A 21,339-nucleotide genomic window follows, 5' to 3' on the forward strand; every position below is an offset into this window, starting at 1 on the left:
GTTCAATTTTTTCGACCCACCCCCTTCAGGAGCGTTTCATGACCCAACCCACCGGCCCCATCTACGACAAGCTGAAAACCCTGGGCATCACCCTGCCGCCGGTCTCCACACCGGCAGCGGCCTATGTGCCTTTTGTGCAGACCGGCAAACTGGTTTTCCTCTCCGGCCACATTGCCAGAAAAGACGGCAAGCCCTGGGTTGGGCAACTCGGCAAGACCATGAGCACCGAGGAAGGCAAGGCCGCGGCACGCGCCATTGCGATCGACCTGATGGGCACGCTGCATGCAGCCGTCGGTGATCTCGGCAAGATCACACGCATCGTCAAGGTGATGAGCCTGGTCAACTCGACCGGCGACTTCACCGAGCAGCATCTGGTGACCAACGGCGCCAGCGAACTGCTGGGCGAGGTGTTCGGTCCGGCCGGCAGCCATGCCCGCAGCGCTTTTGGTGTCGCGCAAATCCCCATGGGCGCCTGCGTCGAGATTGAGCTGATCGCCGAAGTGGCATAAGCACACCCCGTGGAGCCTTCGCCTCCTCCCCCTTGCAGGGGGCGGCGCCTTGCGACCGGCGAAGCCGGATCGCGGCCCCTGCTGGCAATGCGGTGCAGCCTCTTTACCGTTCGGGCTGAGCGTGTCGAAGCCTGTCCGCCTTGTGAGGCCCCTTCGACAGGCTCAGGGCGAACGGACAAATGGTAAGTTCAGGCGCGTTCGCTGACCCAGCCCTGCACCGAAGCCAGCGCCGCTGGCAGTTTGGACGCATCGGTGCCGCCAGCCATGGCCATGTCAGCCTTGCCGCCGCCCTTGCCGCCGACCTGCTGGGCCACGAAGTTGACGAGTTCGCCGGCCTTGACCTTGCCCACGCTGTCGGCAGTCACGCCGGCCGCGATCTGCACCTTGTCGCCGTCGACAGCGGCCAGCACGATGACCGCCGTTTTCAGCTTGTCCTTGAGCTTGTCCATGGTTTCGCGCAGGGTCTTGGCATCGGCGCCTTCGAGCTTCGCGGCCAGCACTTTCAGGCCCTTGACGTCGACCGCCTGGCTCATCAGCTCATCGCCTTGCGCCGACGCCAGCTTGCCCTTGATGGCCGTCACTTCCTTCTCCAGATCGCGTATCTGCTCGAGCAGGCCGCTGACGCGGGCCGGCACTTCATGCGGTGTGACCTTGAGCGTGCCGGCCACCCCGCCCAGGGTGGCTTCCATGGTCTGTACATGGTTCAGCGCCGCCAGGCCGGTGACGGCCTCGATGCGGCGCACGCCGGAGGCCACGCCGCCCTCGGCCGTGATGGTGAAAAAGCCGATGTCGCCGGTGCGTGCCACATGGGTGCCGCCGCACAGTTCCTTGCTCGAACCAATGCTCAGCACACGCACCTGGTCGCCGTACTTCTCGCCGAACAGCATCATGGCGCCGGTTTTCTGGGCGGCTTCCATGTCCATCACGCTGGCGTCGGTCGCGGCGTTGGCCAGGATCTCGGCGTTGACGCGCGCCTCGATCTCGCGAATCTGCTCGTCGGTCACGGGTGCGTTATGGGCAAAGTCGAAACGGGTTTTCTCGGCATCGACCAACGAGCCCTTTTGCTGCACATGGTCGCCCAGCACTTCGCGCAAGGCCTTGTGCATCAGGTGGGTGGCGCTGTGGTTGCGCACGGTGGCGGCGCGCACGGCCAGGTTGACCCGTGCCGACACATGGTCGCCCACATTGAGCGTGCCTTGCGCCACGCTGCCGTGGTGGCCATACACATCGGCCTTGATCTTCTGGGTGTCACCAACTGCAAAATGCGCCGAGCCGCTGACCAGTTCGCCCTGGTCGCCGACCTGGCCGCCGCTTTCGGCATAAAACGGGGTGTTGTCCAGCACCACCACGCCCTGCTGGCCGGTCTTGAGCGCCGCCACCGGCACGCCGTCGGCATACAGGGCAACAATTTTTCCGCTGGCTTCCAGGGCTTCGTAACCGGTGAACACATTGCCTTCACCGGTGTACTCGAGCGCACGGTCCATCTTGAACTTGCCGGCGGCACGCGCCTGGTTTTTCTGTTTGTCCATCGCTGCAGTAAAACCGGCCTCGTCGACCTCGACGCCGCGCTCGCGGCAGACGTCGGCCGACAGGTCGAGCGGGAAACCGTAGGTGTCGTGCAGCTTGAAGGCCACGTCGCCGGGCAGCATTTTCGGAGCCTGTCCTGAGCCTGTCGAAGGGGCCAGGGCCGTGTCCAGGATGGTCATGCCGATTTCCAGCGTCTCAAAGAAACGCTCTTCCTCGGCCTTGAGCACGGCGGTGATACGCGCCTCGTCGCTCCTGAGCTTGGGATAAGCCTCGCCCATCAGCCTGACCAGATCGGCCACCAGCTTGTGGAAAAACGGGGTTTTCTTGCCCAGCTTGTAGCCGTGGCGGATCGCGCGGCGGATGATGCGGCGCTGCACATAACCGCGGCCCTCGTTGGACGGGTTGACGCCGTCGCTCACCAGGAAGGCGGTGGCGCGGATGTGGTCGGCGATCACACGCAGCGACTTGTTGTCCAGGTCCTTCTCGCCGGTTTCGCGCGAAGCGGCCTTGATCAGCGCGTCAAAGATGTCGATCTCGTAGTTGCTGTGCACATGCTGCAGGATGGCAGCCAGGCGCTCCAGGCCCATGCCGGTGTCCACGCAGGGCGCGGGCAGCGGCTTGACCGAGCCGTCGGGCTGCATGTCGAACTGCATGAACACGTTGTTCCAGATCTCGATGTAGCGGTCGCCGTCCTGCTCGGGCGAGCCGGGCGGGCCGCCGGCGATCTCGGGGCCGTGGTCGAAGAAAATCTCGCTGCAGGGGCCGCAGGGGCCGGTGTCGGCCATCATCCAGAAGTTGTCGCTGGCGTATTTGGCACCCTTGTTGTCGCCGATGCGCACCACGCGTTCCGGCGGCAGGCCGATTTCTTTCGTCCAGATGTCGTAGGCCTCGTCGTCGTCGATGTAGACCGTGGCCCACAGTTTGTCGGCCGGCAGCTTGTAAACCTCGGTCAGCAGTTCCCAGGCCCACTTCAGCGACTCGCGCTTGAAGTAGTCGCCAAAACTCCAATTGCCCAGCATCTCGAAGAAGGTGTGGTGGCGCGCGGTGTAGCCCACGTTTTCGAGGTCGTTGTGCTTGCCGCCCGCGCGCAGGCAGGCCTGGACCGAAGCCGCACGCACATAGGAGCGCTTGTCGGTGCCGAGGAACACATCCTTGAATTGCACCATGCCCGAATTGGTGAACATCAGGGTCGGGTCGTTGCCCGGCACCAGCGAGCTCGACGCCACCACGGTGTGGCCCTTGGACGCGAAAAAGTCCAGAAAGGTCTTGCGGATGTCGGCGACGGTGAATGTGGGTGTGCTCATGTTTTGGTAGTTGCTGGTGACGCCGGCGCCGGCCAGGCCAGGACCCGGAGCGGCCGACCGCACCTGGATGCTTGATTTGCCTGAACTTTTGATTATAAGTTTCGCGGACCAAGCGCCCGCCCGCTCTGCGTAATACCGCCCGACGCGCTATGCTTGCAGGCTGTACCAATGAGCCGCGCCGCAGCGGCACCCCCGAAAGAGACCCCCATGGACATGAAAACCTCCCCGATTTCGCTGCTCAAAGACCCCAGCCTGTTCAAAACCGACGCCCTGATCAACGGCCAGTGGGTCAAGGGCAGCTCGCGTTTCGACGTGAATGACCCCTCCACCGGCCTCAAACTCGCCGACGTGGCCAACCTGGGCGCCAAGGAGGCCGAAGCCGCGATTGCCGCCGCCAATGCCGCCTGGCCCGCCTGGCGCAGCAAGACTGGCAAGGAGCGCCACGCGATCCTGCTCAAGTGGTACCAGCTCCTGATGGCCAATGTCGAGGACCTGGGCCGCATCATGACCGCCGAACAGGGCAAACCTTTTACGGAAGCCAAGGGCGAAGTCACCTATGGCGCGAGTTTTGTCGAGTGGTTTGCCGAAGAGGCCAAACGCGTCAACGGCGAAACCCTGCCCCAGTTCGACAACAACCGCCGCCTGATGGTCCTGAAGCAGCCCATCGGCGTCTGTGCGGCGATCACGCCCTGGAACTTCCCGCTGGCCATGATCACCCGCAAGGTGGCGCCTGCCCTGGCCGCCGGCTGCCCGGTGGTCATCAAACCGGCCGAACTGACGCCGCTGACGGCCCTGGCCGCGGCCGAGCTCGCCGTGCGCGCCGGCGTTCCCGCTGGCGTGCTCAACGTGCTGACCGCCGACAGCGACAATTCCATCGCCGCCGGCAAGGTGTTCTGCGCGAGCGACGTGGTGCGCCACATCAGCTTCACCGGCTCCACCGAGGTCGGCCGCATCCTGATGGCGCAAAGCGCACCCTCGATCAAGAAACTCTCGCTGGAGCTCGGAGGCAACGCGCCCTTCATCGTGTTCGACGATGCCGACATCGACTCGGCCGTCGACGGCGCCATGGCCAGCAAGTACCGCAACGCCGGCCAGACCTGCGTCTGCGCCAACCGCATCTATGTGCAGGACGGCGTGTACGACAAGTTCGTCGAAAAATTCGCCGCCAAGGTCAAGCTGCTCAAGGTCGGCAACGGCTTCGAGGAAGGCGTGGTGCAGGGTCCGCTGATCGAGGACGCGGCTGTGGAGAAAGTGCAGCGCCATGTGGACGACGCGATTGCCAGGGGCGGCAAGCTGATGGCCGGCGGCAAAAAGCTCAAAGGCCAGTTTTTCGAGCCCACCGTGATTTCGGAAGCCACGGGCGACATGCTGTGCGCCAAAGAGGAAACCTTCGGCCCGTTTGCGCCGGTGTTCCGCTTCAAGCACGAGCAGGAAGCCATCGACGCGGCCAACAACACCGAGTTCGGACTGGCCAGCTACTTCTACAGCCGCGACATCGGCCGCATCTACCGCGTCGCCGAGGCGCTGGAATACGGCATGGTCGGCATCAACGCCGGCGTGATCGCCACCGAACACGTGCCATTCGGCGGCGTCAAGCAGTCGGGCCTGGGCCGCGAAGGCTCCAGCCACGGCATGGAAGAGTACCTGGAAATGAAATACCTTTGCCTGGGAGACATCCTCAAATGAACCGCCGACTTTTCATCCATGCCGCTGTCGCCGTCGCAGGTGCTACGTTTTTAGTAGCTGCCGGCGCCCAGGGGACGGGGGCTACAGGCCAAAAACGCCATAAACTCGTGGTCCAGGTGAGTGACAACGACCCGGCCAAATGGAACCTGGCGCTCAACAACATCAAAAACGTGCAGGACGACGTGGGCGCCGCCAACGTCGATATTGAAATCGTCGCCTTCGGTCCCGGCATCGGCATGCTCAAGCTGGAGTCGCCGGTCGGCGCGCGTGTGGCCGAGGCCATGAAAGCCAACGTCAAGGTGCTCGCCTGTGAAAATACCCTGCGCGCCCAGAAACTGAACCGGGACGACATGTTGCCCGCCATCAGCTATGTGCCGGCCGGCGCCGTCGAAATCATGAAGAAGCAGGCCGAAGGCTGGTCTTATTTGCGGCCCTGAGCGTTTTTTGCCGCTTCTTCACTTTTATAATCGGCGAACGCGGGTGTAGTTCAATGGTAGAACTTTTGCTTCCCAAGCAAATAGCGTGGGTTCGATTCCCATCACCCGCTCCACATTTCCCTCTCTCCCCACTCCAGCCTTCGCCGGCGTGACGCTCACACGGCGACCGCAGGACTGTCCACCACCACGCCAAGGGTGAAGTAAAAGGTCGCGCCCTGCCCTTCGCCAGCCTCGGCCCATACCCTGCCCCCATGCCGGTCAATGATGCGCTTGACGGTAGCCAGCCCGATGCCGGTGCCGGCATAGTCGGTGGAGGAATGAAGCCGCTGGAAGGTTCCGAACAACTTGTCGGCGTAGGCCATGTCGAAGCCGGCGCCATTGTCCCTGACGAAATAGACGGTTTCGCCGTCTTCCCCCGTTTTGCACCCCACATCGATGCGCGCCGACGGCTGCAGGGACGTGAACTTCCACGCGTTGCCCAGCAGGTTCTGGATCACCACCGACAGCAGGAGCGGATCGCCTAGCGCCAGCAGGTTCTCCTGGATATGGATGTCCACCTCGCGCTCCGGCTCGCGCTCGCGGCAGGCCTGGACCACCTGTGTAGCAATTCTTGCCAGATCCACCGTTCCCGCACGCAGCGGGTCCCGCGACAGCTTGGCGAGCGAAAGCAGGCCTTCGATCAGCTCACCCATCTGGCGGGTGCCGGCGCGGATGCGGCTGAGGTAGTGTTTTCCCTGGGCGCCGACTTTTTCCGATGCCATGCGTTCTATCAGCTGGCTGAACCCGTCGATGGTATTGAGCGGAGACCGCAGGTCGTGTGAAACGGAATACGAAAACGCTTCGAGCTCGCGGTTCACGGCCTCGAGCTGCGAGGTGCGCTGCCGCACCCGCTCTTCCAGTTCTGCATTGAGGCGCAGGATGCTTTCCTGGGCCTGCTTGCGCTCGGTGATGTCCTGGGTCGAGCCATGGAGCCGGATGACCTTGCCGCTGTCATCACGCACCACCTCGCCAATGACCCTGACCCAGACCCGGCGTCCATTGGCAACGATGATCTCCATTTCTTCATCAAAGGGCGTCCCCCTGTCGATGCAGGCTTTCATGACTGCTTCTATCTTCGCCCGCCATCCGGGCGACCCATAAAACTCCAGGGCTTGCTGCAGGGAGGGACTGGTTCCGGGCGGCACCTCGTGGATATGGCAGACCTCGTCGGACCAGACCAAATGATCCGCCGGCAAATCCAGCATCCAGCCGCCTATCCGCGCGGTGCGCCCTGCAATCCTGAGCAAGGCTTCGCTCTGGCGCAGCTTGTCCTGGATGGCCCGGCGCTCCGTGATGTCTTCGGTCACCGAGATGATGTGTGTGGCCTCCCCTGATGCGGAGCGCACCATGGACACCGTGGAATGAACCCACACGGCGGAGCCGTCCTTTTTCACATAGCGTTTTTCGTCCGAGAAGCTCTCCAGCTCGCCGGCCAGCATCCGGTCCCTCTGCGCGGCGTAGCGGACCCGGTCGTCCGGGTGGGTCAACTCGCGCGTGTCCATGGCCTGCAACTCGGCTTCGGTGTATCCCACGATGGCGTAGTAGGCCGGGTTGGCCATCAGGAAGCGTCCGTCGGGCGTGTTCATCACGATGCCTGTTGCCGCGGTGCCGAACATCAGCTGAACCATGTCCTGGCTCACCTTGAGCTGCTGCTGCACTTCGGTGCGCCGCAACACCTCGGTCTGCAGCTGCCAGGTGCGCTCGCGGACACTGCGGCGCATTTGCAGATTCCAGAGAAGCACCAGGGCCATCAACGCGACGACACCAAGAACCGCGCCGGCCAGCCATCGCACGGCGGAAGGAGGCAGGCCCGTCCTCGGTTCGAACATCAGCCCCGCCAAGGAGTAGTCCGCCTTGACCATGCCCAGGCTCGCCAGCGTCCGCGCGATGGACTCCAGCCGACCGGGGTTCAGATGTCCGATCTCCACCAGATCGGGCAACACCAATGGCCGCATCTGCATCGCCTCGCCCAGCAGGGCCTCGCGGGTCAGCCCTCGCTGGCGTACACCTTGCATGCCGATGATCAGGTCGGCTATTTCCTGTTCGTGAGTGAAAGCATATTCCCAACCCTTGCGGGTGGCGCGCAGGAAGGCGGCCGTGCGCTCGGGCGCTTTCTCTGCCTGGGCCTCGGTCGTGAAGAGGATGTCACCATAAAAATCAACGCCATAGTCCAGGCTGCGCATGGTCGCAGGCGCCACGCCGCGGGCGCGAAGCAAGGCGGGCTCCACCGTCGAATAGGCGGACATGGCGTCCACCCGGCCCTCGATCAAATCCTCGAGCTTCCAGGACTGCGGCAGGATGTTGACGCGCTGGGGGTCGATACCCTCGCGCTTGAGCACGGCACGTAGCTGGATGCTGCCCTGACCCTCGGAGAGCATGACCCTGGCGCCGACCAGGTCGCTGGGTGAGCGAATCCCGCGGTCCGCCCGGCTCATGATGACGTAAGGCGAGTGCTGGAATATCGCCGCCAGTGCCACCAGAGGCCGCCCGTTGATGCGGTCGATCAACAGGTCCGAATCGCCAATGCCATATTGCGCGTCGCCCTTGAGAACCGTGGCAATCACCGGCCGGTCTGCACCGCCCTCGCGAATCGTGACGTCCAGGCCTTCATCTCGGTAAAAGCCCTTGGCCAGTGCGGCGTAATAGCCGGCAAACTGGAACTGGTGCAGCCACTTGAGCTGCAGGGTGACGCGTTCGGGTGGTTTGGCGTCGGGGGCGGCATGGGCCGGACTGGTACAAAAAACCCAAAAGGCAATGACCGCAAAAATCGTCATACCCGCCACCAGTCGACTCACCGGATTCGGCAAGGCCTGGGGCGAGCGGGGCATGCGAAACATCGTGATTTCAGTCTAGCATGCGCTTTTTGCTCCATGTGGCATCTGAGCACCCCTTCCGTCAAGCGGATAACACTCTCCAGAACACTCAGCCGACTCCTGAATGCTACATTTACAGGAGCATCTCGCGTACGTTTCACAATGCCTGCAGGGCCAAAATTGCTTCTCTCCTGCGCCAGGCCAGATCGGTATCCCGACATGTTGGCATGTACTGCGCGAATGCATCCCGCGCCCCTCAACATCCAGCCGAAAACCAAAAAGCCGGGCAGGTGCCCGGCTTTTCTGCTTAGGCGATCCTTACAGCGCTCTGCAGACCGTGAAGCCCGTCGTCGCCTCAACATAGTTGACTGCGGCTGGCGCGGCTGCCGCAAGTGCAGCGGTGGTAGCGCGAACAGTACCGGTATTGCTGATGCCGTCATCCAGCAGGCGATCGAGAGCACCCGCCTGCTTGCCTGTCAAATTGTTCAGGCACACCACATTCACAGCGCCAAATCCCCAAACAGTGTTGGTCAGACCGATGAAACCACCCGCAGCATTTTGGGGCAGCGTGGTCAACAGGGGGTCACCCTCAATAAAACCGGCATAACGCAGTGCTCGAATGCCCTGCGTGTTTTCAGAAGTAACCGCCGCGGTAAAAGGACTAGCGCTGGCAACGCCAATCAGGCCATTATTGACAGATGCAGTAAATGCCACAGCACCCCAACCGCGCGCCGTGTGAGTCGTTGCGGTCAGGTCATCACCGGGCAAGCCCCGATAGCGATCCTGATAACTCCGGACAACGGCAGTCATGCTTTCCATGTCCTTCGCCATGTTTTTGATGCGCGTGTTTTCGATCAGCTCCTGGCCCTTGAGAACGCCAGCCAGCAACAGGCCAACGATCACCAGCACGATTGCGATTTCCACCAAAGTGAAACCGCCCTGCTTTTTCAATGTTTTCATTGATGACTCCAAAATGATTGCACGATACGGAATGCATCGGTAATCAAATGTATCTTTTGTTTTAAAGCTGGGGGAGTCAGGAATTTTTACAAGGCATGCGCAGCGTGATCCGTACCCCCTGACCCAAGGGCTCTGCGCAGAGGTTGCCGCCCGACTGAAGGGCCTGCTTGCGCGCCTGGTACATACCCAAACCCTTGTTAACCGACCCGGACGTCGCCCAGGGCTCAAAAAGCTTGTCCAATGGAATCTCCAGCGGCAGCTGCGGTGTTTCGAAATGGACAACGATGTCCTGCCCTTCTTCGATCACCCGGACCCTGCAGCGCGCTGGCAGCATGCGCTCGCGCGACAAGGTGGATACATTGCCCAGCACGTTGTCGAGCACTGTCGCGAGGGCCTGCTCGTCCCACTGCAACCAGGCACCGCCTTCGAGTTCGATCTCGACCTGGTGCAATTCTCCGGCTTGGCGGATGTGTTCATCCAGATCGAGCATGAGCGCCGACTCGGGATCTTCCTGCGACGTCAGCGGCGCCGAAAGTGATGGCTGCCAGGTGGGATTGAGCAAGGCCTTCGCCATGCGCTCTGCCTTGTTGGCCGCCAGGGCGGCATTGCTGCGCAAACGCCGCGCGCGGACCATCAGCGTCTGGTCGTCCTGTGCTGCCGCAAAGTCTTCTGCCACCAGTTGCACCCATTGCGCCAGATTGCGCATGTCGTGCTGCAAAAAAACGCCTACCCGCGCACGCTGGCTGACCGCTGCCACCAGTGCAAGCTGACGGGCCGCCAAGGCACCTTGAAGCATGGCAAACAGCACCTCGGCGGCCTGCACGGCAAACAGGTGGCGCTCACCGCGCAAACCTTTGAGCCCGATGCGAAAGTCCAGCGAAATATCGTCAAACTGGAAGCTCTGACAAAGGACGCGATCATCAAACCGCCGCTGGCCCCGCGCATCGGTCGCTGCCGCCCCATGCACTATGGCCGGAATGGGGGGACCCATCCGGGTGAAGACCGGTGAGCCATACCAGTTCCCCCGCCAGTCCATGCTGATCAGGCCCAGCTGCGCAAGCGTACGCTGATGCAGGACCAGCGTGCCCAGCAAGTCATCATGCAAGGCCTCGCGCAAGGCCAGCAGCTGGTCCATGCGCCGGCGATGCAGGCGGCTCAGGTGGCGCAGCCACAGCATCGTGAAACCGATGCTCAGGCCCGCCACCACCAAAGCCACCGCGGCATCGTAGAGATCGGTCATGACGATGCTCTTTCAATGCCAAACTTCTTCATGAAGTAGTACAAATGCTCACGGGTCAGCCCCAGCTTGCGGGCCGCTTGGGCCACATTGAACTGACTGTCGGCCAAGACCGAGCGCACAAGTTTTTCCTGCGCCGCCTCGCCGAATTCCCTGACGCCCTCCCCAACCAGAGCCGTCAGCGTCATGCGTGCCTGTCCGTCGGTGCTCAGCTGTTTTTCAGCCTGCAAAAACAGCACGGCACGGGCCAGGGCTTCTCGAAGACGCTGGCTGCTGGCGGGTTTGTTCAAGAAGTCAAAGGCGCCAAGACCGATGGCCTTCAGGGCCACCGAGGGCTCGTCCTGACCGGTGAGGACCACCACTTTCAACGAGGGCTGCTCCAGCATCAGCAAACGCAACAGTTCCAGGCCTGCGGTCGGTTCGTTTGGATGCGGGGGAAGCCCCAGATCTAGCAAGGCGAGCTCAACCGGGATCGGACTCTGCCGCGCCATGCCAAGCGCCTGTGGCGGAGAGTCAGCGGACAGCACGTGGTAGCCCATGTCCTCCAGCGAACCGCACCACCAGTCGCGCAAGGAGGCATCGTCTTCAACGACCAGGACAGTGCGCTTGTCGGACATGGTCTATTTGAGAATGCCCATGTTTGTCATGTTCTGAAACACCGTCGCGACAGTCTGCCATTGCAGGATGTCGTCAAACGCGCCATTCGTCGCGGTGGGCTCTGTACGCGGGTGGGTCACATACACGACGTTGCCGTCCAGGTTGGCCGCCTCGTCGGCGCCCCCCCCACCGGGGAGTTCGGCCCCGTTTCGGGCGGTAGACCACACCACGAAGGCTGGCTGCACGACGAGATTTGCAGCTGCGACGCCGCATGTTGTCGCAGTGATACCGGTCGACGATGCACACACCTGCTGCAGCTGCGCAACAGCGGGCTGCTGCGCAAGCGGGACCGGAACGCCGCTTGCGTAGTATGCACTCTTGATGCCGCCTGACTGTGTGAAGGGGTAGCACGGCGTCACGGAACAATCAATGGGCGTGGGAGCATTTCCGGTACCCGCATAAGTGATTTGAGTGACTGCATAGCGAATGCCAAAACCCCAGGCATCTTGCATGGTGCCGTTCGCGCCGCGTTCGTCCAACCCCAACGTACGCGCAGGCACAAAACCGTTATTGAAATTGGCGCACTGCCCCACAAGGCCGATGACCACCTCGTCGCCGTTGCTGGCCGCGCTCGCAGGGCACGGCAAGCGCCGGTTGGCAATGGCAAACGCCATGATGGCCTCCGAAGCTTGCTTGATGCGCTCTTGGGTATCCCTGACGTTTTTATTGTCGAGCTGTGGACCGATGGCCGCAACAATACCGCCGAGGGCCAAGCCAACAATCACCAGCACCAGTGCGATTTCTATCAGGCTGAATCCACGCTGTCGCATTCTGCTCACAGGCAGAAAACGCACCGTATCTCGGGGATATTGATTCATATTTTTACTCCTTTGGGGTACTTCCACCCGTGCCCGCCTTGGGCGGAATAATCCGGATAGCCCCCGGCGGCAACAAATCGACCGCCTGCCCCGAAGGCACATCAATCACCTGCCCCGGCCTGGCCTTGAGTTGCATGTCCTGGCCCCCAGACTGCAACACACCCGCCTGCCCTGCCAGCGTGCGCAAGGGATTGGCTGCGGCCCGTCCATAAAGCGGCTGGTCATTAACCCACACCGTGCTGCGGTTGCCTGAACGGACCACCACGCCACTGACGACCAAGGTATCCGGCAAGCCCGTGGCGGCTTCACCAGATGGATCCTTTGGAAGTACCTGCACGCCACCGTCTGCATTGCCGGCAGCGTTACGTACCGATTCAAGATTTCGGCGCTGTGCAGGCGAAAGAATCAACGCTCCAAGCTCACCGGACAACAGGGCAACGCCAGGAACGGTCAGTGCTGGCCCTGCCGTCTGCGCCATGGCTGCACAGGCAGTCAGCGCTGTCAGGCCAAGCGCCACAACCCGGCCCCCGAACCGCGGAGCCTTGACAACCGTTGGGGAGAGTTTCATCACTGGCTCCCTCTTCATGGCACTTTAGGCGCTGCGCCTTCGGCCACCACGTACAACCACGACAATTCACAACGTACATCGACCGCTGGAACCGAACGGCCCGCACTGGAGAAAGTTTTCTGATCGTAAACGCAGCTGTCGACCGTGAAGTAACCCGCGTTGCCGCCCTGCAGGCGCGCCAGCAGGTTCATCCACTCTTGCTCATGGACACCGCTGACACCGAGCTTCATGGGCACCCGTACCAAGTGGGCCACGGTTTCACCGGTCTTGTCGTCGTTCAGGGGTTTGATTTTTTCCTGCGCGCCCAGCTCCCACACCAGGGTACTTTTGCGCAGGTCGCGGGCCGCACCTTCCAGGGCTTCGAGCATGGCCAGCCTGTCGGGCGTGTGGGCAAAGCGCGACTGCTTGAGCTTGCCAAACATCTGCAGATTCTCCTCCAGTCTGGCCCGGTCGGACTGGGTGTTCTCCAGCGACAGGTTGGCGGCGCCCAGTGCTGCCTGAGCCTTGCTTTGCTCCTGCGCGATGCTCTGGGCCCACCAGCTTGCGCCACCAACCAGCGCAGCAGCAAGGGTGCACATGATCGCGCCCAGCACCAGCGGCCGGGCGGCCATGCGCCAGACGCTGCGTGGTTTTTGCAGGTCAGTCATGGTGCAACCTTCTCCAGACACAGGTCCAGCGTACGTGCGCCCACCTCGCCGAGCGTGCCGGTCTGAACCTGCACCGGGTCCAGCGTCACTGTGGACTTGAGCAGAAAGGCCGACCAGCCCCCGGTATTCAAACCAGCAAGCAAGCCGTCCTGCAGCTGCAGCGCCTGTCGCTGTGTCAATGCCAGCGGAAGCGCCGCCGTGAAGCTCAGCAAGGCAAGGGCCGGTTTGGCAGGCTCCACAGCAGGTGCAGCAGCGGCGGCAGCATCAACCACCTTGGGGCACCCAAAAGGCTGGGCAGGCGCGGGTGGCACGCCGGCGGCTTGCACCTGCAGACGTGGCAATGCCCAGCTGATCTTCTGCGCTTCCACGCCCGGTGCACCTTTCAATGCGCCGGCCAGATGTTGCAGACCGGCAAACTGGTCGGGCTGCGCTGCCAAGGTCTGCTGCCAGGCCTGTACCGAGGCCACCGCGAGGCCGGCCTGGCTCAGGTCGCCCTTGGCGCGCAGGACTTCCTGGCTGGCCTGCTGGTTGATGACCGCCGCGCGCGCCAGTTGCTCCTGCGCCAGATTGCGCTTGCCCCAGGACAGCCACAACAAGTCCGCCGACCACAAGACGGCCACGGCCAGAACGGCCATGCCGCCATACTTCGCACCGGCAGCGATCTGGGCAGCGCGCCATTGCGTGCGTGATTCGTCCGGCAAAAATTGCAGCTGCGCAGAGGCCGACTTGAGCCGCGGCAGCAGCCGGGCATAAGCGTCGGCCACGCCTTCAATGAATTGCACGTCTAGCGCAGGGTCACTGCCCACCTCTGCAAGTGCCTGCTCATCATCAAACGGCAACCACATCTGCGTGGCGACCGGCTGGTCGGCGCTGCCCAGCCATTCCTGCGAAATCAGGTACTGAACGGTTCTGCGCGCTTCGGCCAGTACAAAGGCCGCCGACAGGCTGCCTTCACCCACACTCAGGGCCAGCCTCGAAAACAGCGGCGTCTTGCCGCGGACCAGCACCTGCCGCAACCCGGCAGGGGTGGCCACCAGGGCCAGCGTGGGCCGAAGGCTGGCGGGCTCCGGCGCCATCGGTGGCTGGCCTGGCAGCGGGTCGGTGCGTGGCCGCCGGGGCAACTTCTGCCTGACCTCCAGCGCGATCAGGGCCGACAGCGGCCACAAGCCCTTGACGCGAATGTGATGCGCCGTCAGGGCAGCCAGCCATTGGGCGATGCGCTCGCTTTGCCCCATGCCGATCAGGCTGACACGGGTCGGCGGCCGCCATGAGCCGGAAGGAACCAGCACGGCAGCGCGGTAGGGGTTGTCGCGCATCTGCTGCAACAGCCGGCGCTGCAACAACTGCTGCCGGGTACCGGCCAGCCAGATCGGCGGCAAGACATTGCGGATGTAGGCCTCGTCCATGATGTCGCTGACCAGCGAACAGTTGCCGCGCGCCGGCATGTGGGCGGCGATCCAGGCGACGGGGTCAACATCCACACCCGCTGCCGCCACAGGCTCAGCGCTGGCACCGCTCAGCCGGTACAGGTGGACCGACTGCTGCGCGATGACAATGGCAAATTCAGTCATGGCTAGGGCCTGTTCGCACTATTTATGCGAGTGCGAACGGGGTGAAAACAGCGCCAATCCAGGCGCGCGACGACGCTCAGCCTGGGCGGCTGGGCTAGGAGTGCAACGACGAGTGGCGCTGTTTTCACCCCGTTCCCTCCGGGTTGCGGCCAAAAAGGCCATGCGCAGCGTTGCAAAGCCTTGCCGGGCTCCAGCCCGGCTGCATTTTGCGCCTCGCGGTGGGCAGGCCCTAGAACTTGACCTTGGAAATCAGGTCGTATATAGGCAGCATCACGGACGACATGATCCAGGCGATCATGCCGCCGAGCACCAGCGTCAGCACAGGCTGTATCAGCCCCTGCAGTTTTTCAATGGCATCGTTGACTTCGCGGGTGTAGAAATAACTGACGTTTTCAAGCGCCTTGTCCAGGCCGCCAGTGCTTTCGCCGACCCGGATCATGCGTACCACCAATGCTGGAAACAGCGTGGTCGCGGCGAAGGAGTCCGACACTTTCTGTCCTTGGGAAATGCTCAGCGCGGCGCCGCTGATCGCCTTGCGATACGCCGCGTTGCCTGAGAGGCTCAGGCAGAACCCGAGCGCGTCGAGTACCGAGACGCCGCTTTTGTACATCAGCCCAAAGGACTTGGCAAAACGCGCCATGATGATCTTCTTGAGGATGGGGCCAAAGATGGGCGCCCGCAATTTGGCACTGTCTACCCAGAGCCTGGCAGCCGGAGACAGACGCACGGCCGTGATCCACAAGGCGGCAACCAGAAAAATCACCAGGGGAATGGTGTACCAGTAATTGACCAGAAAGCCGGAAAAAGCCACCAGTGCCCGTGTCTGGATGGGCACTGTACCGCCCAGATTCCTGATGAACCCAAGCAACTGTGGCACGAGGTAGATCATCAGAAAGCCAACGGCTCCGAGCACCACGGTGCCGGCAAAGACGGGATACATCAACAGCTTTTTTGTCTGCGCAGCAATCTCGTCCGACCACTTCAGGCTTTCCACAAGCTCGGCCAGCACCTCCGGCAACTTGCCGGTGGCTTCGCCGGTACGAATCAGGTTGACATTGACCTTGTCGATGCCCGCAGGCGACTGCTCGAGCGCCTCCGACAGGCTGGCGCCGCCCTCGATACGATCCACCAGGTCCGAGATGAAACGCCGCACGGTGGGTGTGTCGGCAGAGTCGCGCAAATCGATCAGCGATTCAAACAAGGGCACACCTGCATGGCTCATCGTCTGCAAGTGGATGAAGATGTTGATGAGCTCCTTGCTCTCCAGCTTCTTGCGGGCAAACAGCGTGGCAGCGCGTACCGGCGTGGCTTTCAGCAGCTCCAGCTGCATGCGGCCCAGGCGCGCTTCCAGGTCCGACTCGCTGGTAGCGGACTGGCGCCCCGAGATGGTCCGGCCCTCGGCCGTGATCGCGCGGTAATTGAACTCCAGCATCAGTTGGCCAACCGGGTCAGGTCCACCACACGGGCCACCTCTTCAAGCGAGGTTGTGCCTGCCAGCACGCGGCCCAGCCCGTCCTCGGCCATGGTGGTGAAACCGTTGCTGCGCGCGTGGGCCAGCAGCTCGGGCGTACGCGCGTTGCGCGACAGCAGGTCGTCCAGGCCCATGTCGAAGCGCAGCAGCTCCATGATGCTGGTTCGCCCCTTGTAACCCTGGTTTTTACAGTGGGCGCACCCCACGGCGCGGTACAGGGTCAGCGGCAGATGGTGTGCAACGCCCAGCAGCGACTTTTCAACATCGCCGGCTTCGTAGGCAGCCTTGCACTTGGGGCACAGCAGACGCACCAGGCGCTGCGCGACGATGCCAATCAGGTTGCCCGTCATCACGCTAACGGGAATGCCCAGATCCAGCAACCGGGCAATGGCCAGCACCGCCGAATTGGCGTGCAGGGTTGAAAACACCTGGTGGCCCGTCATGGCGGCACGAAAAGCCATCTCGGCCGTCTCGTGGTCGCGGATCTCGCCGACCAGAATGATGTCCGGATCCTGCCGCATCATGGAGCGGATGCCGTTGGCAAAATCCATCTTGGGGTTGTCGGCGGCGGAGGCCTGGCGGATACGCGCCATCGGGTATTCGACCGGGTCCTCCAGCGTCATGATGTTGACGCTCTCGGTGTTCATCTCGTTGAGGATGGAGTACAGCGTGGTGGTCTTGCCGCTGCCGGTCGGTCCCGTCACAAGGATGATGCCGTAGGGCCGCGCCAGCATCAACCGCAAGGTGTTCATGCGGTCGGCAGGCAGCCCCATCTTGTCCATGGGCACGATGGACTTGCGCCGGTCGAGCACACGCAGGACGAAGTTCTCGCCATGGATGGTCGGCTGCGCAGCCGCGCGAAAGTCAACATCGTGCCCACGTATGACCATCGAAATACGCCCGTCCTGGGGTGCCCGCGTCTCGGCGATGTCCATGCCCGACAGGACCTTGAGCCTGACCGACAATGCCGGCCAGTACTGCTTGTGCAGCACACGCACCTGACGCATGACGCCGTCGATGCGGTAGCGAATTCGCAAAAAACCTTCTTCGGGTTCGAAGTGAATGTCGGAAGCACCTTCGAGCACGGCATCGGCCAGCAAGGCATCGATGAGCCGGACAATCGGGTGCGCAAAAGCCTCCGCGCCCCGCATGGACAGTGCGCTGTCGTCCATCTTGCCGGTGCGCAGCCCCTTGAGGATGTCGTCGATGGACAGCACATAACCGTAGAAGCGGTCGATGGCGGCCTTGATGTCGGCTTTGGACGCCAGTCGCCAGCGCAGTGAAATATCGGCCGGCACGGCGGAGCGGCACTGGTCCATGGCCACGACGTCGTTGGTGTCGCTGATGGCGACCGTCAACTGACGGCTCTCGTCGTCAAAACCAACCGGAAAAACGTCGTAGTTCTGCGCCAGCGTTTTCGGGATGAGTTTGATCGCCCCGTCGTCGGGGACCATGTCGTCGAGGCGGATCGCCTCGGTGGCACTGGCCGCAGCCATGATGGCCGTCAAGTCATCGAGCGACAACATGCCCAGGCTGACCAGGATGTCGCCGAAAGAGCCGCCGCGCTTTTCACGCTCGGTCCAGGCAATCTCGGCCTGGTCGTGCGTGATCAGGCCGCTGCGCTCGAGCTCAAGGTAAAACGACGTCGGGTTGTAGACGTCGAGTTTGGCGTTCATCGGGACGCCCCCGCAACCGCGCCCGCCTTCAATGCAGCCAGCCTGGTGCGTGCGCTGGTTTCGTCAAACCCCGAGGCCCGTCCCTGGGCCAGCCCTATCGCGGTTTCGTAGTACTGCGCCGCGAGGCCGGACTTTCTCAGGTGGTCCAGCGTCACCGCCAGGTTGTAGGCGAATTGCGGCTCCTGGGGCGCTGCGGAATGCGCCTTGAAAAACAGGGGTTGCGCCTCGGACCAGCGCTTTTCGCCGGACAGGACCAGCCCCAGGGCATTGTTCAGATCGGCCTCCTGCGGCGACCGGGCCAGCATTTCCCGGAGCCTGGACTCCTGCTGGGGTTCGCCCGCGTTGGTGATCAGGCTGCTGAGGCCGGCGAGCGCCGTGGCGTTTTGCGGCTCCAGGCGCAAGACCCGCTTGTAGGCATCCATGGCCGGTTCGCGCTGATTGGCGGCATGTGCAATGACGGCCAGGCCGAGCCAGGCATCACGCTGAGTCGGGTCGGCCCTGAGAACGTCCTGATAGAGCCGGGTGGCTTCAGTGGTCTTGCCCGCCTGGTAGGCCGCGTACGCGGCATCCATGAGCGAGGCAGGTCTTGCGGCATTGGGACGCAATGCCACACCAGGTCCGCCAGGGGCGGCACCCGACTCAAGGCGGCTGTCGCCGCCGATTGGCGTCTGCCTGGCCGCGGTGTTGCGCGCAGGATTTTGCGCCACTGCGCGGGGACGCGACATCACAGGCGCCGGGCCAGAAGATGTGCGGGTTGGGCCGCCAGCCACCCTTGGCGCGGACGGCGGGACCATGCCGGCAACCGGCTGTGCGGCGGCAGGGGCGCTCTTGTCCGTCCCGGCAACCGCCGTCGTTTCACTGGCCGCAGCGGGCAGATTGCCGGGCGCAGCAGCATCAGATGGGGATGCCGGAGATGCATCGGGCGCAGCGACCTGCGGGGCCACGACTGGCACGATGGGCTTGCTCGCAAGCAGTGTGCTGGAGGACCCGAAAAGCACATCCCCAAACAGCAAAAAGGCGGCCAGAGGCAGTGCCACCACCAGCGCCACCGCGGCAAGCAACCATTGCCGTCGCTGCGGCTTGTTCGGCACCTTGCGAACGCCGGCACCCGCCATCGCGCTCGCTGCCGAGATCGCCTGGCGCTGCGTGGTTCCCGGAACGGGTGCAACCCGGTCCAGGGACCCCGTCGCGGTCGGCGTTGTTTCGGGGGCTTGGGACACGGGAACTCGCCCGGCGAAGGGCCCCGTTGAGGGGCGCACTGGTTCGCGCGCCGCTTGGGCGGCGGCCCAGCCCCCGGTAACAGCCCCCGTACTCTGGCCTGCTTCGGCAACCGTTGGCCTGGCATAACGTCCGTAGGGCTGAGTCGGGGTCCGGGGATCGGCCACCGCGGTCGCGGTCTCGGGTGCGGCTTGCGGCAACGGCGCGGCGGCGGCGGGTTCGTCCGACACCAGCGTCAGGTCCGGAAAACCCGTCTCGGGCGCCGGTACCAGTGGCGCCGCGGAAGCGTGCATATCAGCTCCGGTCGGTTCCTGGGTTGGTATCGAAGGCGGTGTCTGCGCCTGCAAGGTCAACTCGGCGCCGGATGTCTGCGCCTGGTCCTCAGGTGTGTCCGCCACGGGCGCCGGGCCGGCGCCGGTCGCAGACGCGTCCAGCTTGCGCTTGCGGGAGTCCTCCTCTGCCCGGCGGAGCGCGTCGAGCAACAAGCTCATGGCCGGCGCCCCACAGGCACCGGTGTGCCGATGGAAAGCTGACTCCGGATAAAGGAGGCGTCGCCATCAATGCTCGAGTCGCGCAGGATGGTGGGACGCAGAAAAATGACCAGTTCGCTTTTGTTGGACTGGTTGCTGCGGAGCTTGAACAGTTCGCCGACGACCGGCACATTGCCCACGCCGGGAAGCTGGTCCGTGGCGTTGCTCTGGTCGTCCTGCATGAGACCGCCCAGCACCGCGGTCTCGCCGTCCCGTACCTTCATGATGGACTCGAACTCGCGCGTCTGTATTTCAGGAATCCGGTTGGTGACACCGGCTGTCGCCAGGGCGGGACTCGGATCATTGACATAACTCATGATCCGGGACACGGACGGACGCAGGTTCAGCGTGATTTCGTCGTCGTCGCCGACCTGGGCCGTCACGTTCATCAGAAAGCCCACCGGCACGGTGTTGATGGTGGTGGTGTAAACCGCTGCAGTGGGGGCCACACCAAGTGAGCCTGGCGTGCCCGGTGTCACCGAGATCGTGAAATACACCTTGTTGTCCACCACCTTGAGCAGCGCGGCCTGGTTGTTCATGACACTGACCTTGGGACTGGAAAGCACGCGGGTCTTCCCGAATGATTCGAGCAGGCGCACGGTCGCAGAAATATCGGTTTTTCCGAAGGATTTCTGGGCGGTAAAGGTACCAAGAGAAGCTGGGTTGACGCCCGTCAACAGGGCTGTTCCACCGCCGGCGGCCATCACCAGGCTCAGCGGTGTGGAGACCGCGTTCCGGACGAACGACCAGTTAATTCCCTGCTGGTAGTCGTTGCTCAACGCCACTTCCACAATCGTGGCCTCGATCAGCACCTGCCGCCTGGCATTGCCAACCACCTGGTCGAGAAACTCGCGCACGCGTGCATGTTGCTTGCCTGTGGCGCGAACACTGATCACACCCGTCTCCGGATTGGCAATCACCGATGCGGCCTCGCGGTAAAGCGGTTGTGGTGCGGCAGCAGCCGCTGGCGTAGCAGCGCCTGTGATGGTTCGGGCGGTCGCACCCAGCGCCCCGGCCACAGAGGCCACAGGCGTTGGCGCAGCGGGCACTACAGCAGGTGCAGCAGCAGCCGTCGTTTCGATGACCTTGTCGGTTTCACGGAGCAAATCACGGATGTTTTCCGTGAGCGTGACCCAGAACCGGTTGTTGGACGTATTGCGAATTGACGCGGACGAGGAGTTGCCCGTGCCCGACGCAGTGCCCTGCCCGGTGGTCGCAACCTGCGACTCGGAGCCCGTGCTGCTGACCGAATCGCGGGAGATGTTGGGATAGTCGGCCTTGTACAGGCGCAGAAACGGCGTGTCGGGCAGCACGAACAGGTTCTTGCCGTCCAGCTCGTAACGCATGTCGACCTGCCGCGCAATGCGATCCAGCAGTTCGGAAATCGTCTGGTCCAGCGCATTGAGCGTGACGGTGCCGGTGATGCCCGGGTGAACATCGAGGTTCAGCTTGGCATCGCGGGCCAATGCAAACAGCAGGGTCTGAACGTTGACGTTGCTGACCACCACGCTGTAGGTTTCCTGCGGTTTGACCGCCCGGGGTGCGGGCAGACGCGGTGCGCCGGCCGAAAGCGGCGGAATGCTGACGACGTCGCCAGGCGGCTGGGCGAGTGGTGGCACCGTGCCGGGCTCCTCGACCAGGTGTCCTTTGGACATGGGTGGTGGCGGTGTG

At 63.1% G+C, this 21,339-nt stretch carries 16 protein-coding genes and 1 tRNA gene; 4 read left to right on the top strand and 13 right to left on the bottom strand.

Annotated elements, in window-relative coordinates; genetic code table 11:
• Nucleotides 1-38 precede the first annotated feature (38 nt).
• Nucleotides 39-509, top strand: coding sequence for a RidA family protein (locus tag B7X65_RS16985; RefSeq protein WP_293595482.1), 471 nt, complete (start codon nt 39-41; stop codon nt 507-509).
• A gap of 188 nt (nt 510-697) precedes the next feature.
• Here the strand turns inward: B7X65_RS16985 and alaS are convergent, their stop codons facing one another.
• Nucleotides 698-3,340: an alanine--tRNA ligase gene (alaS, locus tag B7X65_RS16990; RefSeq protein ID WP_293595483.1), complete on the bottom strand. Its 2,643-nt coding sequence runs from the start codon at nt 3,338-3,340 to the stop codon at nt 698-700.
• Nucleotides 3,341-3,547: 207 nt separating this feature from the next.
• On the opposite strand from alaS, the gene B7X65_RS16995 reads away from it, so the two are divergent.
• The 3 genes from B7X65_RS16995 to B7X65_RS17005 all read left to right on the top strand — a co-directional run bounded on the left by B7X65_RS16995 (nt 3,548) and on the right by B7X65_RS17005 (nt 5,576).
• Nucleotides 3,548-5,026, top strand: a complete 1,479-nt coding sequence (locus B7X65_RS16995) for an NAD-dependent succinate-semialdehyde dehydrogenase (RefSeq protein ID WP_293595484.1) — start codon at nt 3,548-3,550, stop codon at nt 5,024-5,026.
• Entirely contained in the window at nt 5,023-5,463 is a 441-nt protein-coding gene (locus B7X65_RS17000; RefSeq protein WP_293595485.1) for a DsrE family protein, read from the top strand. Before B7X65_RS16995 ends, B7X65_RS17000 begins: the two co-directional genes overlap by 4 nt.
• A 39-nt stretch (nt 5,464-5,502) precedes the next feature.
• Nucleotides 5,503-5,576, top strand: a tRNA-Gly gene (locus B7X65_RS17005).
• 42 nt (nt 5,577-5,618) lie between these two features.
• On the opposite strand, the gene B7X65_RS17010 is transcribed toward B7X65_RS17005, so the two are convergent.
• The 12 genes from B7X65_RS17010 to mshL all read right to left on the bottom strand — a co-directional run bounded on the left by B7X65_RS17010 (nt 5,619) and on the right by mshL (nt 21,323).
• Nucleotides 5,619-8,330 (bottom strand): ABC transporter substrate-binding protein, encoded by a 2,712-nt coding sequence (locus B7X65_RS17010; protein ID WP_293595486.1) that lies wholly within the window; start codon nt 8,328-8,330, stop codon nt 5,619-5,621.
• A 303-nt stretch (nt 8,331-8,633) separates the two neighbouring features.
• Entirely contained in the window at nt 8,634-9,275 is a 642-nt protein-coding gene (locus tag B7X65_RS17015) for a type II secretion system protein (RefSeq protein ID WP_293595487.1), read from the bottom strand.
• Nucleotides 9,276-9,351: 76 nt separating this feature from the next.
• Nucleotides 9,352-10,515, bottom strand: coding sequence for a hypothetical protein (locus tag B7X65_RS17020; RefSeq protein ID WP_293595488.1), 1,164 nt, complete (start codon nt 10,513-10,515; stop codon nt 9,352-9,354).
• Nucleotides 10,512-11,129, bottom strand: a complete 618-nt coding sequence (locus B7X65_RS17025) for a response regulator (RefSeq protein ID WP_293595489.1) — start codon at nt 11,127-11,129, stop codon at nt 10,512-10,514. Before B7X65_RS17025 ends, B7X65_RS17020 begins: the two co-directional genes overlap by 4 nt.
• 3 nt (nt 11,130-11,132) lie before the next feature.
• On the bottom strand, nt 11,133-11,987 hold the full coding sequence (locus B7X65_RS17030) for a type II secretion system protein (protein ID WP_293595490.1): 855 nt from the start codon (nt 11,985-11,987) through the stop codon (nt 11,133-11,135).
• A gap of 4 nt (nt 11,988-11,991) precedes the next feature.
• Nucleotides 11,992-12,555 (bottom strand): hypothetical protein, encoded by a 564-nt coding sequence (locus tag B7X65_RS17035; protein WP_293595491.1) that lies wholly within the window; start codon nt 12,553-12,555, stop codon nt 11,992-11,994.
• A gap of 14 nt (nt 12,556-12,569) precedes the next feature.
• Nucleotides 12,570-13,202 (bottom strand): hypothetical protein, encoded by a 633-nt coding sequence (locus B7X65_RS17040; protein WP_293595492.1) that lies wholly within the window; start codon nt 13,200-13,202, stop codon nt 12,570-12,572.
• Nucleotides 13,199-14,773: a hypothetical protein gene (locus B7X65_RS17045; RefSeq protein WP_293595493.1), complete on the bottom strand. Its 1,575-nt coding sequence runs from the start codon at nt 14,771-14,773 to the stop codon at nt 13,199-13,201. Before B7X65_RS17045 ends, B7X65_RS17040 begins: the two co-directional genes overlap by 4 nt.
• Before the next feature lie 229 nt (nt 14,774-15,002).
• Nucleotides 15,003-16,205, bottom strand: coding sequence for a type II secretion system F family protein (locus B7X65_RS17050; RefSeq protein ID WP_293595494.1), 1,203 nt, complete (start codon nt 16,203-16,205; stop codon nt 15,003-15,005).
• Nucleotides 16,205-17,920 (bottom strand): GspE/PulE family protein, encoded by a 1,716-nt coding sequence (locus tag B7X65_RS17055; protein WP_293595495.1) that lies wholly within the window; start codon nt 17,918-17,920, stop codon nt 16,205-16,207. Before B7X65_RS17055 ends, B7X65_RS17050 begins: the two co-directional genes overlap by 1 nt.
• Entirely contained in the window at nt 17,917-19,629 is a 1,713-nt protein-coding gene (locus B7X65_RS17060) for a tetratricopeptide repeat protein (RefSeq protein WP_293595496.1), read from the bottom strand. The genes B7X65_RS17055 and B7X65_RS17060 overlap by 4 nt, the downstream gene beginning before the upstream one ends.
• On the bottom strand, nt 19,626-21,323 hold the full coding sequence (mshL, locus tag B7X65_RS17065) for a pilus (MSHA type) biogenesis protein MshL (protein ID WP_293595497.1): 1,698 nt from the start codon (nt 21,321-21,323) through the stop codon (nt 19,626-19,628). The genes B7X65_RS17060 and mshL overlap by 4 nt, the downstream gene beginning before the upstream one ends.
• Nucleotides 21,324-21,339 lie beyond the last annotated feature (16 nt).

This window comes from Polaromonas sp. 39-63-25 (assembly GCF_002278925.1).
Classification (GTDB): domain Bacteria; phylum Pseudomonadota; class Gammaproteobacteria; order Burkholderiales; family Burkholderiaceae_C; genus Polaromonas.

Bases quoted from the DNA above. Each gene is read 5' to 3' on its own strand.
- B7X65_RS17060 (WP_293595496.1), bottom strand. From the start codon at position 19,629: ATGAGCTTGTTGCTCGACGCGCTCCGCCGGGCAGAGGAGGACTCCCGC.
- B7X65_RS17025 (WP_293595489.1), bottom strand. From the start codon at position 11,129: ATGTCCGACAAGCGCACTGTCCTGGTCGTTGAAGACGATGCCTCCTTG.
- B7X65_RS17045 (WP_293595493.1), bottom strand. From the start codon at position 14,773: ATGACTGAATTTGCCATTGTCATCGCGCAGCAGTCGGTCCACCTGTAC.
- B7X65_RS17050 (WP_293595494.1), bottom strand. From the start codon at position 16,205: ATGCTGGAGTTCAATTACCGCGCGATCACGGCCGAGGGCCGGACCATC.
- B7X65_RS17020 (WP_293595488.1), bottom strand. From the start codon at position 10,515: ATGACCGATCTCTACGATGCCGCGGTGGCTTTGGTGGTGGCGGGCCTG.
- B7X65_RS17010 (WP_293595486.1), bottom strand. From the start codon at position 8,330: ATGCCCCGCTCGCCCCAGGCCTTGCCGAATCCGGTGAGTCGACTGGTG.
- B7X65_RS17035 (WP_293595491.1), bottom strand. From the start codon at position 12,555: ATGAAACTCTCCCCAACGGTTGTCAAGGCTCCGCGGTTCGGGGGCCGG.
- B7X65_RS17000 (WP_293595485.1), top strand. From the start codon at position 5,023: ATGAACCGCCGACTTTTCATCCATGCCGCTGTCGCCGTCGCAGGTGCT.
- alaS (WP_293595483.1), bottom strand. From the start codon at position 3,340: ATGAGCACACCCACATTCACCGTCGCCGACATCCGCAAGACCTTTCTG.
- B7X65_RS16995 (WP_293595484.1), top strand. From the start codon at position 3,548: ATGGACATGAAAACCTCCCCGATTTCGCTGCTCAAAGACCCCAGCCTG.
- mshL (WP_293595497.1), bottom strand. From the start codon at position 21,323: ATGTCCAAAGGACACCTGGTCGAGGAGCCCGGCACGGTGCCACCACTC.
- B7X65_RS17030 (WP_293595490.1), bottom strand. From the start codon at position 11,987: ATGAATCAATATCCCCGAGATACGGTGCGTTTTCTGCCTGTGAGCAGA.
- B7X65_RS17055 (WP_293595495.1), bottom strand. From the start codon at position 17,920: ATGAACGCCAAACTCGACGTCTACAACCCGACGTCGTTTTACCTTGAG.
- B7X65_RS16985 (WP_293595482.1), top strand. From the start codon at position 39: ATGACCCAACCCACCGGCCCCATCTACGACAAGCTGAAAACCCTGGGC.
- B7X65_RS17015 (WP_293595487.1), bottom strand. From the start codon at position 9,275: ATGAAAACATTGAAAAAGCAGGGCGGTTTCACTTTGGTGGAAATCGCA.
- B7X65_RS17040 (WP_293595492.1), bottom strand. From the start codon at position 13,202: ATGACTGACCTGCAAAAACCACGCAGCGTCTGGCGCATGGCCGCCCGG.